Here is a 15,251-nt window from a genome sequence, read left to right on the forward strand (position 1 = left end):
TGAAAGATTTCTTATTTAATCTAGCGGAACCAATTGATTTCGGACTGCATAAATCACTGCTTGCGATCGACTTTTTACATTTAGCTTTTTAAAAATTTTATTGATGTGAATTTTAACTGTTTTATCACTAATATACAGAGCTTCAGCAATTTCTTTATTACTAAGTCCTTTTACTAATTCAAAGAGAATTTCCTTTTCACGTTCCGTCAGTTCATTTTCATTTGATTCTACTTTCATTTTTTGCTGATGATATGTAATTAATTTTTTAGTCATACGCGGATGAATTACTGAATCGCCTCGATATAACATTCGAATCGCTGTTACTACCTGCTCCGATGATGAATCCTTCAATAAATAACCATCAGCACCGGCCTGAAGTGCATCCATTAAATACTCATCATGCTCATACATTGTAAACACAAGTACTCGGCAATTCGGATATTTTTTTTTCACTAACTCTGTAGCTTCAATTCCATTTTTCCCCGGAAGATTAATATCCATCAAAATACAATCTGGTCCGCATTCTTCTACTTTTCCCAATACTCCATCCCCAGAGCTAGCTTCTCCAACCACTTTCATATCAGATTCATCCTCTAGTATGCTCCGAATTGCGTCCCGTAAAAAAGCATGATCATCTACGACTAATATTTTAATCATTTTACGCACCCCTTGTTTGTGAATCTGGAATTAACAGTGTAATTTCTGTCCCTTGCCCTACAGAACTATCAATCTGTAAAGTAGCCCCCAATTGTTCAGCTTGTTCATTCATATGTAATATACCATAATGTGGCTCATTCTTCGTTTTAACCATAGACTCAAATAATGAAAAACCAACTCCATTATCCTTAACCCTTAAAAGCACGTGCTCACTTTGATAACTAAGTAAAACATCAGTCTTTTCTGCTTTTGCATGTTTTACAATGTTTTGCAAACTCTCTTGTAATGTATCAAAAATAACTCTTTCTTTTGAAAAACTAAGCGCACGTGCATGACCTCTTTCATGATATGTAATATCTAGTTCATATTCTTGTTTTAAAAATTTTATTTTACTTGCTATCGCCTCCTTAAGCCCTAATTGTTTTGTCGGATATGGTTTTAAAGCATAAATAGAATAGCGAACTTCTCCTAGGCTTCCTCTTAAATCTTTTATACTTTTCTCAACTACTTGTTGCATATCTATTGGTTTATCACGATATTTTTTTTGTGCGGATTCTAATTGATATATCACCCCGGCCAATGTTTGCGCAATACCATCGTGAATTTCGCGTGCTATTCTATTTCTTTCTTCTAAAATCATTCTTTTTTCTTGTTCAGAAATCAGTATCCTTGTTTTAACTACGTTAGCTAATTGGTTAGAAAATGTAGCTAACGACTGTACATCTTCCGGAAAAAAACCTGCAGTTCTACTTTTCCCTGCAACAAACATCCCAACTAGTTCACCATTTACAATAAGAGGAAAATACACAAGTGAGCGTATGACACTATCAAATATTTCATCTTCAGGAGCCGTACCAATTTTCCAATCATTAAATACTAGATTTTTAGAGAGTTCCTCAAACGCCTTGTTTTTTTCTGAATGATCAGAAATATGAGGGCGGACTTTCCCATCTTTTAATAGAATATTCCAGTTCCCATCATCTTTTGTCCATATTACATATGCTTGTATGCCGAAAAAACCTTTAAGTGCTTGTTTAATATGCTTTAAGTTTCCTCCGGTTAATCCTCGACTAATTTCGGTCGTAATAAGAAATAACTCATATAATCGTTCCTTCTCCATCTTTATCCGTATAGAAAAAGAACTAATAATTGAAGCTGCTACAAGTGGAAAAAAGAAAAACAGTACTGTAACCTCGTTTACTTCCACACTATATGTACTAATTAATACATGCATCAGTGCTGCATAAGAAAAACCAAAAGTTTCGCAAAGAAATACAGTTACAGTTTTTTTATACCACTGATAGATTGAATATGGTTGCGGAAGGAGTATCATTAACAAATCGTAAAAGCGGTTGTTGAAAAAACAAAAAAACACACAAAATAATAACAAAGATATTAAATTTTCATATAGAACTGACATATCTATCTCGTTAATTAATAAGGACATACATTTATTTGAAAACCATTCGGCCAAGATCAAACTAAGCGCATGCTGAGTACTATTAAATAACATTCTTTGTATCGGCGAACGACGATGCAGGTGAATAATTAGTGTTACGAGTACAATAGCAATAATAGTTATATGGATTCCAAACTGCCAACTCATAGCGTAAATTATCGGAAAGGTAAGCGAGCTCGTTCCTCTCCAAAATCGTACAGGAAAATACTCTGCAATCCCCATAAATATTAATAACAATATTAATATCGTTGGATAAGAAGGGATTTTAATTTCAAGTAAAGATATAGTTATAGTAATCAAACCAAGAAAAGAAATGAAATAAAGATAAGAACTAGCAATCTTTTCTCTCATAAAGATAGAATTTATATCCTTCAAAACAACCCCTTCTTTCTTTATAAAACTTCATTTTCTCTATTATCCAATAAAAAACCGGCACTGGCAAAATGGAATAACCTCCACTAGCCAATCACCGGCTGTGTACTGTACCTAAAAAGGCAAGACACAATACTAGTATTATAAATCGCTTTTCTTAAATTTCCTATTCATCGAATGATGTAATTATACATACCGCTAGGTTTACCACCTTATAGTACAAAAGATATATATTAATATCTCAAATATATACTTTCTTTCCATCCCCCTACTTTTTCTAAATAATCCAAGCATAATTTTCTCACAAAAAGCAAAAATTAACAGAAATAATTTCAATGTAAAGGAGATGGAAAGTATGACCGAACAAAAAAGTTCACAACAAGATAATAACAAAAAGCATATGTTTCCATCACTTCCGGAGAACATTAATTACATTGAAAATAAACTTTTCCATTCTGATGATATAAAAAAATTAGATCTCCCTTTTCAAAGCGGAAAAGGAACGATCTTATATATAGAATCTTTATCAGATCCAAATTTAATTCATCAATTAGCTCTTGAGCCATTATTAACGCGGTCTGATTTATCTTTAGAGAAAGCTTTTTCCACGTTAAATATGAAAAAAGAAACAAATTTAAATTATGGTGTACAGCTCTTATTACAAGGTAAATCATTATATTTCCATGAACATGTCGATAGTTTTTGTATTTTCGAAACAGCTTTATCTTTAAAAAGAGATATAACCGAACCTGATAATGAGGGAGTTGTCCGTGGACCGCATAACGGTTTTGTAGAAGATTTAGCAACTAATTTAACCTCTATTCGTAAACTCATTAAGAGTCCAAATTTAGTTGTTAAGTATTTTACAATCGGTGAAGAAATGCACACGAAAGTGGCAATTGCTTATATGCAAAATATAGCGAATGACGATTTAGTTACAGAAGTGAAAAGAAGATTAGAAACGATTAAAACGGATGCACTTATGTCACCAGGATACATACAAGAATTTATAGAAGATACGTCTTTCTCACCATTTCCGCAGCAATTAAATACAGAGCGTCCAGATAGAACTGTTGCTAATTTAATGGAAGGACGTGTTGCCATTTTATCTGACGGAGATCCAACAACGCTCATCGTACCTGTTACTTTATTCGCTTTTTATCAATCACCAGATGATTATAATAACCGCTGGATTGTCGGCTCTTTCGTCCGAATGATTCGGTTAGTAAGTTTTTTAATTGCCTTTCTCTTACCAGCTTTATATATTGCAACTGTCGCTTTTCATCCGGATGTGTTGCCGCTCGAACTTGTGTATACAATTAAAGCTTCACTAGAGAAAGTACCTCTTCCTCCTATTTTTGAAGCTCTCTTAATGGAATTAATCTTTGAATTGTTACGAGAGGCTGGTATTCGCTTGCCGAGCCGCGTTGGACAAACAATCGGTATTGTAGGTGGTTTAGTAATTGGGGATGCAATTGTAAAAGCTGGGCTCGTTTCTTATACGATGATCATCGTAGTAGCTTTAACTGCAATCTCATCTTTTCTCGTTCCATCAAATGATATGAGTTCAGCAGTTCGGATTCTTCGTTTTCCATTAATGCTCCTTGCTGCCATATTCGGATATGTAGGAATATCATTCGGTCTCATTATAACTTTCGTTCACTTATGTCAGCTTCATTCATTTCATACACCATATCTTTCTCCTGTTGCCCCGATGCGGATTAAAGATATGAAAGATTCATTTGTAAGACTACCAATTTGGTCATTTTGGGAACGACCACATGATCCAAAACCGAAAAAAATGCAACGCCAACATGTAACGAGAGAGGATGAGGACGGTGACAAACACGCAAAGTAAAATTTCACTTGTTCAATTTACCTTTTTCGTTATTCAATGCCAAATTGGAGTCGGTATACTATCTCTACCTAACCGGCTTCATCCGATAGCAAAAGGTGGTGGATGGATTTCTGCACTCATCGCTGGATTGGCAATTCAACTTATCATTTTACTTATGTGGCTTTTCTTAAAACGATTTCCTGATGCAGATATGTATGAGAGTGTTTGTATGCTATTTGGTAATAAGTTTGGAAAACTATTAGGTTTTGCTTATGTTTTTTATTTTATCCTTATCGGTATGACGGTCATGTTAAATGTTTGTAATGTCATTAAAGTTTGGATATTACAAGCAACTCCGTGGTATGCCATTCTCATGCTATTTACAATAGCTTGTTGTTATGTAGCTTATAATACGTTTAAAGTCATCGTACGATTTTATGTCATGACCTCTATTCTCATTTTACCTATGGCGCTTTTAATTGCCCTAGGGCTTTCCCGAGCTGATTTTTCTTATATTTTTCCCATTACAGAGGCTGGATGGTGGAATATTATTCAAGCATCGAAAGAAACAATTACAGCTATGTATGGTTTTGAAATCTTTCTCATCGCATTTCCTAAAGTAAATGGGAGTTCTGTGGCAAAACTGAAGGCAATTTCTATCGCTAATGGATTTGTGACTCTCTTTTATGCTTTTACTGTTTGGATTTGCTTTATCGTATTTAGTCCAAAACAAATTGAACTTATCCCAGAACCAGTTGCTTACTTATTACGTTCCTTACATATCGGGATTATAGATCGAACTGATTTACTATTCATACCAATTTGGATGATAACTGTTGTAGCTTCTATTGCGAGTTATTATTACGCTGCTTCAATCGGAATTAGACATATATTCAATCTTGCTAATCATAAAAAAGCTGTTCCAATCGTTGGTATTATTGCTTTTAGTGTAGCCTTATTTATAGATACACCTGAAGAATTAAAAGTAATTGCAACTTTCACTGATAAGTTCACCTATACTTTCATCGTTGTCCTCCCTCTTTTATTTCTACTTTATTCAGTAATAAGAAAGAAGAAAGGAGAACAATATGTTCCAAAAAAGAGTTAAATTACTTTTTATATTATGTACTAGTTCCCTCCTTTCTGGCTGTTGGGATCAAGAACCATTAAGAGAAGCGAGATTAGCTTATAGTATTGGATCAGATATTACAGAAGAGAATAAACTCCAGCAAACAATCGAGCTCGTAAAAAGTTCAAACGGAGAACAATCTTCATTCGAGAATGAAATACATTCAGCAACCGGGCATAACATAAGGGATACAAGCGATGCCCTAAAAAAAAATGTGACTGGGAATATTCGCTATTTTAAATATGGTGTTCAATTACTAGGAACCAAAATTCTAAAAAAAGGTATACTACCCTATTTAGATGTCAGTTTTCGGGACCCAACAAATCCAACTGCTTTAGTAAAGCTTATTGCAGTAGATGGTGAAACGTCCGAGGTACTCGAAAAAAAGAAAGTAGGAAATTTATTAATTGGAGATTTTTTAAAGAAAAAAGTGAAAAGCTTAGAAGATATGAGTGTATTTCCAAAAGAAACTTTAGAAACAGCTGCTACAAAAATGTTAGATCCCGGTAAAGACTTTACCCTCCCTTCTATAAAAATAAAAGGAAAAGAAGTAGTTACAAATGGGTTAGCTTTATTTAACAATGATAAATTAACTGGGCATTTACCTTTGAAACAATCTGTTTTATTCGTGTTATTAACCGGAAAAATGGGAACAAGTGCCCGTATAACCCAAAAACTTACTAGCGATGAATCAGAGAAGACATCTGATTATTTAACAATGGAAATTAGCAATCGAAAGTTAAAACGAGACTTAAAAATAACAACAGATAAAAAAGGAAATGTTTATGCTCACATTAAGCTTCAATTAAAAGTTATCGCTCTTGAAGCTCCGAGAGATAATCTTTACAAAATGGACGAAAGAAAAAAACTAAATAAAGAACTGTCTAAACAGCTTACGAAAGAAGCTAAAAAAATAACGAAAAATTTACAAAAGGCAAATTGTGATGCTTTCGGAATTGGTAGACACCTTATCGCATATCATCCTGACTTATGGAAGAAAAAAAATTGGAATAAAGATTATGCAAAAGTAAAATTCAAATCAGAAGTAGACGTAAATATTTTATATAGCGGTGTCTTAAAATAAAAAGGTTGTATGCCGCGCGGGCATACAACCTTTTATTTCGTATATCGATAGACAATCGATTCATATGGTCTTAAGTTTAGATTTGTAATATCCTTGCTGGAATCTTTATAATTCGAAAGTAGTATTTCTTGTTTCATTCCATTTAATCGAACATGGGCTGGTACTGAATACGTTATTTCTTCTCCGTAGAAGTTATTGATAACAAGCAGCACTTCACCCTCTGTAGTACGAGTATATGCCCAAACCTTAGCATGATTTTCATCTAAAATAGCATATTCTCCTTCTGTAATAACATCATATGTTTTTCTTAGCTCGATTAGTTTTTTATAATGATAAAATACAGAATCTTTATCTTCTAATGCCTTCTCTACATTTATTTCTGTAAAGTTTTCAGCCACTGAAATCCAAGGTGTACTCGTTGTAAAACCACTGTTCACCTCTTCATTCCACTGCATCGGAGTACGGGAGTTGTCACGAGATTTTTGTTTTAAAATCCCGATAATCTCTTCTTTTGATAATCCTTCTTCTCGCTTCATATCGTATATATTTAACGATTCAACATCGCGATATTGCTCGATGGATTCGAATTTAGGATTTGTCATACCGATTTCTTCGCCTTGATAAATGTAAGGTGTGCCCTGCAACATATGCATAGCTATAGCTAACATTTTCGCAGATTCATTTCGGTACGTTCTATCATCACCGAAGCGTGACACAATACGAGGCTGGTCATGATTACACCAAAATAACGCATTCCATCCCCCGCCCTTTTGCATTTCAATTTGCCAATTAGACATAATCTCTTTTAATTTAATGAAATCAAAATCCGCTTTCGTCCACTTATCTCCATTCGGATAATCTACTTTTAAATGATGAAAACTAAACGTCATACTTAATTCATTGCGCTCAGGATTTGAATATTTAATACAATTATCAATTGTCGTAGATGACATTTCTCCAACTGTAATTACATCTTTCCCTTCAAAAACATTTCGGTTCATCTCTTGTAAATATTCATGAACACGCGGACCATCTGTATAATATTTACGGCCATCGCTTGTCGTCGTACTTCCATCATCATCTAAGAACTGTTGATCTTTTGAAATTAAATTAATAACATCTAATCGGAATCCAGTTACCCCTTTATCCAGCCAAAAACGCATCATATCATATACTTCTTCACGAAGTTTTTCATTTTCCCAATTTAAATCGGCTTGTGTCTCATCAAATAGATGCAAAAAATATTGCTCTGTCTTCTCATCATATTTCCAAGCAGATCCGCCAAACTTAGATTGCCAATTATTTTTTTCATCACGCCAAATGTAATAATTACGATATGGGCTATTTTTATCTTCCTTCGCTTCCTTAAACCACTTATGCTCCGTCGAACTATGATTTACAACGATATCAAGCATAATTTCAATGTTACGTGCCCTTGCTTGTTCCAAAAGCTCTTCAAACTCTTCCATCGTTCCGTAAGATGGATCAATGCTGTAGTAATCACTTACATCGTATCCATTATCATTTTGTGGTGATTGGTATATCGGTGTTAACCAAATATAATCTACTCCGAGTTCTTTTAAATAATCTAGTTTCTCTGTAACCCCTTTTATATCACCGGTTTCTTTATTGTAATAGCTATTAAAGCTCTTCGGATAAATTTGATAAACTACACTTTTATGCCAATCCTTCATGTTTAACTTCCTCCTACTTCTGTTTTACTCGTTTTGCAAATAACCATGTTAACGTAAATGGGATTACAACTGCGATAATCATTCCGACAATAAACATCGGAATCGATTTCGGAATGATAGAAATAAATGCTGGTAATCCGCCAATTCCGATAGCTGGTGCTAATACACCATTTAACGTAATAAATATAGCTGCAATAGCCGATCCTATAATCGCTGCATAGAACGGGAATTTATTTCGTAAGTTTACACCAAACATAGCTGGTTCTGTAATACCGAAATATGCTGAGATTGCTGATGTAGATGCCATGCTTTTATCATTTTGATTTTTAGAAATCCAAAACATCGCAAGCGCCGCACTACCTTGCGCAATGTTAGAAAGGGCAATCATTGGCCAAATGAATGTACCACCGTGTTGTGCAATTAATTGTAAGTCGATAGCAATAAACATATGATGCATACCTGTAATTACGAGCGGTGCATATAATGCTCCAAACAATATTGCTCCAACTACTGGTACTGTTTCATATACACCTACTAATCCAGCTGTTAATAAATCTCCAATATGACGTGTAACTGGACCAATAATTCCTAGTGCTAACACACCTGTTACGACAATCGTTGTAATTGGTACAACTAATAGTTGAATTGCATTTGGTACATGCTTCTTCAAGAAAATTTCCACTTTACTTAATACAAATGCAGCTACTAAAACCGGCAAGATTTGACCTTGATACCCTACCTTTTCAATTTGAAATAATCCTAAAATATCGAAGTACTCAATCTTGTGTCCGTCTAAACCAGTCGCTGCTTTTCCGTAATCCCACGCGTTTAATAAGGCTGGATGCACAAGCATTAATCCCATAACAATCCCTAATATCGGACTACCACCAAAACGCTTCGTTGCTGACCAACCAACAAGTGCTGGTAAGAATACGAATGCTGTATTCGCCATCATATTAATTAAATCCCAAAGCCCACTTAAGTTTGGATACACATCTAATAAATTTTTACCTTCAAAAAATAAGTCCTTCGCTCCTAATAGGTTGTTAATTCCCATTAGTAAACCAGCTGTTACGATTGCTGGTAATATCGGCATAAATACATCTGAAAATACTTTTACAAACTTTTGAGCTGGATTTAACTTTTGATTTCCCGAATCTTTTACGTCAGCTACTGTTGCTTCCTTCATGCCTGCAAGCGTTATCAATTCAGCATATACTCGATCAACATCTCCTGGACCGATTACAATTTGAAATACCCCAGCGTTATGAAACGCTCCCTTCACTAATGAAACAGACTGCAATTTATCGTTATCTATTTTACTTTCATCTTTTAAAGCGATACGGAGTCTCGTTACACAGTGTGCAGCTTGTTCAATATTGTCTTTCCCACCAATATACTGCAACACTTCCTCTGCTGTTTTACGATAGTCTTTCCCCATATTCCCGTCCCTCTTTTCTTTTTTTGATACCGTTTACAATTACATATTAACTCGTATATATAAGTTAGTCAACACTCGTATATACGAGTTTGCGATTTTTTTATAAAAAAAGAGATGAAACGTTATTACGTTCCATCTCTTATTTTCTCCGCGCCACATCCGAAAAATGAAAAATATCTAAGCGGTGGCGGGATTCTGTATATTCGAACTGACTTCCATCATAAAAATGCGTAAAGTTTTTCACGACAACAACATAGTCTGTTCCATTTAAATCTAAATACTTTCTATCGTCCTCTGTACATGGCTGTACTTCAATTACTCTCTGCGAATAACTAATATGAAGACCTAGTTCTTTCTCAATGTATTTATAAATGGACTCCGCTGCAATTTCACTCGTTAACCCAGGAATATATTCCGATACAAAATGGTTGATATCCAAAATTACTTTTTCTCCATCAATATTCCGTACGCGTTTAATATGATCTATTTCCGTTTTCTCTTTCACATTTAATAGCTTTGCAACTTCTTTTGTCGCGTTTACTTTCTCCATTTCCACGACTTCTGTAATACAATGGCGTCCTAAACGTTCATTTTCTTCTTGGAAACTTACAATACCACCAAAGTTGAATTCAATGTTTTTTCGCTTTAAAACAAAAACACCTTTTCCATGTATTTTTTGAACATATCCACGCTCTTGTAATAAATCTACAGCTTTTCTTACCGTACCGCGGCTTGCTTCATACTGCTTCATTAATTCAGTTTCTGATGGGATTTTGCATCCCTCTTTTAATTGTTTATTATCAATAGACTTGCTGATTGCTGTATAAATTTGTTCATACTTACTCATCATCTACAATAGCCCCTTGTCACCTTCTAATTCTATATGTATTATACCACGCTACACTCTTCTGCCAATCTCTCACTTATTTTCCAGTATAGGAAAAATACAGGTAAATATTTAATCTCTAAAACGTATTTTTATAAAAATTTTTATATTTTTCTTTTCATTCAAAAAAACATGTAGTATACTAACTTCAAAATCAGAGGAGAAAGGGAGCAAAGAACTATGCTTACTTATACAACAATTGTAGTTACATTTGCACAAAAACATCATCATCATACGTAACCCTTGAAACCTAGCGGAAAAATTACGCGTAGGTACAAGGGTTATTCCCGTTGTACCTACGTTAGGCGAAGAGCCATGTAGGTATTTTTTATCTACATGGCTCTTTTTTTATTGCCAAAATGCTAGTAAAAAATGATGTTTAAGCAAAACTTACTACAAAGGAGTTAACAAAAATGGAAACGAAAAAATGGGGATTATGGATTTTAACAGCTTTTGTGATTGGAAATATGGTTGGCGGTGGCGTATTTATGCTTCCAGCGAATTTAGCACAAGTATCAGGTCCCATGGGTTCTACACTTGCGTGGAGTATTACAGGTCTTGGTGTATTTATGATTGCACTCGTATTTGGAAATTTAGCAGTTCGCAAACCAGAATTAAAGGCAGGACCACAAAGTTACGCTCAAGCAATGTTCCCTTCAAAAAAAGCGGGTAAAGTTGCAGGATATAGTATGGCATGGGGATATTGGGCTGCGAACTGGGCCGCAACAGCATCTGTTATTATTTCCTTCGCTGGATATTTATCAACATTCTTTCCAGTTTTACAAAGTAAGCAAATTCTCTTTTCAACGAACGGATTTTCACTAGAACTCGGCAAAGGATTAACCTTCCTCGTATGTAGCCTTATGTTATGGGGGATTCAATATATTCTTTCTCAAAATATTGACCGAGCTGGAAATATGAATCTACTTGCTACCATTGCAAAGATTATTGGATTTACAATGTTTATTGTCATTACGCTATTCATTTTCAATGCATCAAATTTCGGAGACGGTCAAACATTTATGAATGAAGCAGGACAATCCATTTCTTTAGGTGGACAAATTAATTCAGCTGCTATTGCAACACTTTGGGCGTTTATCGGTATTGAATCAGCTGTCATGCTTTCTAATCGTGCCAAATCTCAGCGCGATGTAAAAAAGGCTACCATTTTCGGATTAATTATCGCTCTTCTTATTTACATGTCAATTACTCTACTTACAATGGGCGCTCTCCCGCAAGATGCTTTAAAAGAGTCTCAAAAACCATTAGTAGACGCATTAAATTTAGCAATTGGCAATAAAGGCGCATATATCATGGCTTTACTTGCACTTGTATCTTTATTTGGATCTACAGTTGGCTGGATTGTTGTTAGTTCAGAAGTACCTTATCAGGCTGCAAAGAATGGACTTTTTCCTAAGTTTTTCGCGAAAACAAATAAAAAAGGTAGTCCTTCAAAATCATTATTTATTACAAATGTGATGACGCAGATTTTCTTGTTCTCAACGATTTCTGGTACCGTGTCAGAAGCTTATAATTTCGCTATCGTTGTAGCAACACTTGCTTATTTAATTCCATACCTTGTTTCTACGCTGTACCAATTCAAACTGGTTATTACAGGAGAAACGTATGATATAATGCCTGGCTCTCGATTAAAGGATGGGATTATTACTACATTAGCATTTGTATACTCTATTTGGGTTATCAAAACTGGAACTGCTGATTTAAAAACGTTCTTCTTAGGAATCGGATTGTTCGTATTAGGTCTTATTCTTTATCCTGTACTAATGAAAGACTCACAAAAAATGAATTAAAAAAGGGAGAAGCTTCTGGCTTCTCTTTTTTATTAGAAATCTATAATTAACTTTTCTTTTAACTCTCCTACCGATAAAGGTTTCGCATAATAAAAACCTTGTACATAATCACAATCCATAGATTGTAATAAGCTTTCTTGCTCTACTGTTTCTACCCCTTCAGCAACTACTGCTAAATGTAAGCTATGGGCAATTTCAATAACAGACTTTACAATCGTTCGCTCTGGCTGTGCGTGATCATAATGAAATTCACGAATAAAATTACGATCAATTTTCACTATATCCAGTGGCAGTTGTTTTAAATAGTATAAGGAAGAATAGCCCGTTCCGAAGTCATCTAAAGCAATTAAAACGCCCATACTTCTTAATTCTTGTAATGTAGCAATAATATAATCAAAATGACGAACAGCAATGCTTTCCGTTATTTCTAAAATTAAACGATTTGGAGAAAAGCCGGTTCTCTTTAAAATACTACGTACAGATAAAATAAAATGCTTTTGCATTAATTGTTGTATAGATAAATTCACAGATAACTTTAGTCCTTCTTCGTACTCTGGCAATGTTTTAAATAAGCGACATGACTTTTCTAATACCCAGTCTCCTAATTTTATAATAAGTCCAGATTCTTCAGCTATAGGGATAAATTCGCTTGGGGAAATAGGCCCTTCTTCTGTCGTACAACGTACTAAAGCCTCGATACCAGTATATTTCTTCGTTTTTAAATCAATAATAGGCTGCAGCGCCACATCTAACTCTTCATCACGAATTGCCTTTTGCAAAGCAAATTCAATTTTCATTCTACGATTTATTTTCGCACGTAACTCATCTGTAAAGAAACACGCGGCATTTCTACCTTGTTCTTTTGCACTGTACATAGCTAAATCCGAATTTTTCAATAGCGTTTCCACATCTTGTCCATCTTTCGGATATGAGCAAAGTCCTAGACTAGCTGAAATGTATACTTCATGCCCTTCAAGCATGAATGGTGCCTGAAAACACGACAACACAGATGTCGCTAGCTGCCTCATTTCATCTTGCGTATGATTTTTTGTTAACAACACAAATTCGTCGCCCCCCAGCCTAGCCAGAACATCTTTCTCTCCTAGCACATAATGCAACCGTGAAGCAACTTCGCTTAAAAGTAAATCCCCTATCATATGACCTAACGTATCATTTACAAATTTAAAACGATCTAAATCAAAGTAAATCATACCAAATTCTTTTTTGCCTGCAATCATCTCGTTGACAGTCGTTATTAACTGTAGTCGGTTAGGCAAACTCGTTAAAGCATCATGATACGCAAGCTCCCTATAACGGCTTTCGCTTAAACGCAACCTCTGTTCTGCTTCTTTCCTACTACTAATATCATTTCGGATCGCAATAAATTGATATGGCTCTCCTTTTTCATTTAAAAATGGAACAATTGTTGTTTTAACCCAATAATATGTCCCATCTTTTGCTCGATTTCGAATTTCACCTCTCCATACTTTTCCGCTCAAAATACGCTTCCAAAGAATTTGAAAAAATGTTTTTGGGTGATATCCTGAATTTAAAATACGATGATCTTTCCCTATTAACTCTTCTCGTGGATATTTGGAGATTTTACAAAACTTATCATTTACATATGTAATAAGACCATTTCGGTCTGTAATCGCAACAATTGAAGACTCATCTAATGCTAACTTTAAATCTCGCAATGAAGAGTCATATAATGCATGACCTCTTTGTTCTAGCATGCGCATCTCTCCTTGCTTCCTATCTGACTAAAACACAACTTGTTTATTTTCATAGAAATAGAGATATTTCATTTCCTAATAATCGCCCTTTACATAAATCACATTTTGAAATATGCCGATTAAAATAACATAATATTATTTGTAATAAAAAGCAATATAATACCGTTTCAATTATAAATAGTCGTTTCTTATCGCTATAATTAGCTTACTTTATTATACCTTATTCATTCTCTTATATTGCCTTATAACTAGCTCTATACAACACTAGTTTCCCACTATTCCTGCTTATATCTAACCACTTTACTTTACTAGCGAAATAGAAATTCGAGCACATTATACAACTATTCACGAATAATAATATAAAAATTAAAATTAGTATATATGTTTTAAAATTACAATAACAAAATATTAACATATTTTCACCTTTATTTTGGAAATATTTTATAAATAAGTACTTTATTAAACTAAAAAAAGAGGAAAGCCTCTTTTTTTAGTTTAATACGGATATGGTGTTTGCTGATAACCCGGATATGGCGTTGGATATGGTGCTGGGTATGGTGCTGGATAAGTTACCGGATACGGTGCTGGATAGTAGCCTCCACCTGCACCCGTTAACGCGCCAGCTGTAAGCCCACCTAACACACCTCCAGCAAAACTTCCAGGGAAAAATCCACCGCCCCATGAGCCGCCACCCCAGCCCCATCCGCCTCCGTGATGGTGGTGATGATCATGGTGATTGTGTCCGCCATGATTGTGATGTCCGCCATTATGATGGTGCCCTCCATGATTATGACGATAATACAATCCATTATTGTCTATATAATTCATGTTTCCCCTCTCCTTTTCCATTTTCTCATCTTAATAGATATTGTACGAATAGTACGAACCTAGCTGGTAACCTATATTAAGAAGAATCTGTATAATACGGATAACCATACCTTAGACTTCATCATGCATCTGCTACAATTCTAGAATATGGCTATCTCTCTTCCTATATATAAGAGGCAAGGGTTTTGTCTCTCTTACACTGTTTATTAACCAGCAATTAGCTGGATAATAACGTAACAATATACTGTATGTAGGACAAATGCGGAAAGCATGGGGAAAATGACTATATTTTGTAAAAAAAACAAAACACTTTATAA

The 15,251-nt window shown here is 34.7% G+C and carries 11 protein-coding genes; 4 read left to right on the top strand and 7 right to left on the bottom strand.

The window, feature by feature from the left end; genetic code table 11:
* Positions 1-15 precede the first annotated feature (15 nt).
* Together AC3WTI_RS25665 and AC3WTI_RS25670 are read right to left on the bottom strand one after the other, a co-directional pair.
* Complete coding sequence (locus tag AC3WTI_RS25665) at positions 16-657, bottom strand: response regulator (RefSeq protein WP_087955428.1); 642 nt, start codon at positions 655-657, stop codon at positions 16-18.
* Between the two features lies 1 nt (position 658).
* Positions 659-2,491, bottom strand: a complete 1,833-nt coding sequence (locus AC3WTI_RS25670; RefSeq protein WP_097840603.1) for a GAF domain-containing sensor histidine kinase — start codon at positions 2,489-2,491, stop codon at positions 659-661.
* A gap of 352 nt (positions 2,492-2,843) precedes the next feature.
* On the opposite strand from AC3WTI_RS25670, the gene gerKA reads away from it, so the two are divergent.
* From gerKA to gerKC, 3 genes are read left to right on the top strand one after another with little or no spacing between them, the layout of a single operon-like run.
* The gene (gene gerKA / locus AC3WTI_RS25675) at positions 2,844-4,346 is read left to right on the top strand and encodes a spore germination protein GerKA (protein WP_087955430.1); all 1,503 of its coding nucleotides are present in this window, start codon (positions 2,844-2,846) and stop codon (positions 4,344-4,346) included.
* Positions 4,327-5,433, top strand: a complete 1,107-nt coding sequence (locus AC3WTI_RS25680; RefSeq protein WP_087955431.1) for a GerAB/ArcD/ProY family transporter — start codon at positions 4,327-4,329, stop codon at positions 5,431-5,433. The genes gerKA and AC3WTI_RS25680 overlap by 20 nt, the downstream gene beginning before the upstream one ends.
* Positions 5,414-6,538 (top strand): spore germination protein GerKC, encoded by a 1,125-nt coding sequence (gerKC, locus tag AC3WTI_RS25685; protein WP_087955432.1) that lies wholly within the window; start codon positions 5,414-5,416, stop codon positions 6,536-6,538. The genes AC3WTI_RS25680 and gerKC overlap by 20 nt, the downstream gene beginning before the upstream one ends.
* 32 nt (positions 6,539-6,570) lie before the next feature.
* Here the strand turns inward: gerKC and treC are convergent, their stop codons facing one another.
* From treC to treR, 3 genes are all read right to left on the bottom strand, one after another.
* Positions 6,571-8,232 carry an alpha,alpha-phosphotrehalase gene (gene treC / locus AC3WTI_RS25690; protein ID WP_087955433.1) on the bottom strand — a complete coding sequence of 554 codons (1,662 nt, stop codon included), beginning with the start codon at positions 8,230-8,232 and terminating at the stop codon, positions 6,571-6,573.
* A 13-nt stretch (positions 8,233-8,245) separates the two neighbouring features.
* Complete coding sequence (gene treP / locus AC3WTI_RS25695; protein ID WP_097840604.1) at positions 8,246-9,673, bottom strand: PTS system trehalose-specific EIIBC component; 1,428 nt, start codon at positions 9,671-9,673, stop codon at positions 8,246-8,248.
* Positions 9,674-9,812: 139 nt separating this feature from the next.
* Entirely contained in the window at positions 9,813-10,523 is a 711-nt protein-coding gene (gene treR / locus AC3WTI_RS25700; RefSeq protein WP_087955435.1) for a trehalose operon repressor, read from the bottom strand.
* A 449-nt stretch (positions 10,524-10,972) separates the two neighbouring features.
* Here treR and AC3WTI_RS25705 point away from each other — a divergent pair, with 449 nt between their 5' ends.
* Positions 10,973-12,370, top strand: coding sequence for an amino acid permease (locus AC3WTI_RS25705; protein ID WP_087955436.1), 1,398 nt, complete (start codon positions 10,973-10,975; stop codon positions 12,368-12,370).
* 32 nt (positions 12,371-12,402) lie between these two features.
* Here AC3WTI_RS25705 and AC3WTI_RS25710 read toward each other — a convergent pair whose 3' ends face one another.
* Both AC3WTI_RS25710 and AC3WTI_RS25715 read right to left on the bottom strand, forming a co-directional pair.
* Positions 12,403-14,106, bottom strand: a complete 1,704-nt coding sequence (locus AC3WTI_RS25710; RefSeq protein WP_097840605.1) for a putative bifunctional diguanylate cyclase/phosphodiesterase — start codon at positions 14,104-14,106, stop codon at positions 12,403-12,405.
* Between the two features lie 495 nt (positions 14,107-14,601).
* A complete protein-coding gene (locus AC3WTI_RS25715; RefSeq protein ID WP_087955438.1) occupies positions 14,602-14,934 on the bottom strand; it encodes a cobalt transporter in 333 nt (110 codons plus the stop codon).
* Positions 14,935-15,251: the final 317 nt, after the last annotated feature.

This window comes from Bacillus sp. EB106-02-03-XG38, from assembly GCF_058792175.1.

What these genes read in the sequence shown, in the direction of transcription:
- AC3WTI_RS25715 (WP_087955438.1), bottom strand. Translation starts at nt 14,934, where the DNA reads ATGAATTATATAGACAATAATGGATTGTATTATCGTCATAATCATGGA.
- treC (WP_087955433.1), bottom strand. Translation starts at nt 8,232, where the DNA reads ATGAAGGATTGGCATAAAAGTGTAGTTTATCAAATTTATCCGAAGAGC.
- gerKC (WP_087955432.1), top strand. Translation starts at nt 5,414, where the DNA reads ATGTTCCAAAAAAGAGTTAAATTACTTTTTATATTATGTACTAGTTCC.
- AC3WTI_RS25710 (WP_097840605.1), bottom strand. Translation starts at nt 14,106, where the DNA reads ATGCTAGAACAAAGAGGTCATGCATTATATGACTCTTCATTGCGAGAT.
- treR (WP_087955435.1), bottom strand. Translation starts at nt 10,523, where the DNA reads ATGATGAGTAAGTATGAACAAATTTATACAGCAATCAGCAAGTCTATT.
- AC3WTI_RS25665 (WP_087955428.1), bottom strand. Translation starts at nt 657, where the DNA reads ATGATTAAAATATTAGTCGTAGATGATCATGCTTTTTTACGGGACGCA.
- AC3WTI_RS25705 (WP_087955436.1), top strand. Translation starts at nt 10,973, where the DNA reads ATGGAAACGAAAAAATGGGGATTATGGATTTTAACAGCTTTTGTGATT.
- gerKA (WP_087955430.1), top strand. Translation starts at nt 2,844, where the DNA reads ATGACCGAACAAAAAAGTTCACAACAAGATAATAACAAAAAGCATATG.
- treP (WP_097840604.1), bottom strand. Translation starts at nt 9,673, where the DNA reads ATGGGGAAAGACTATCGTAAAACAGCAGAGGAAGTGTTGCAGTATATT.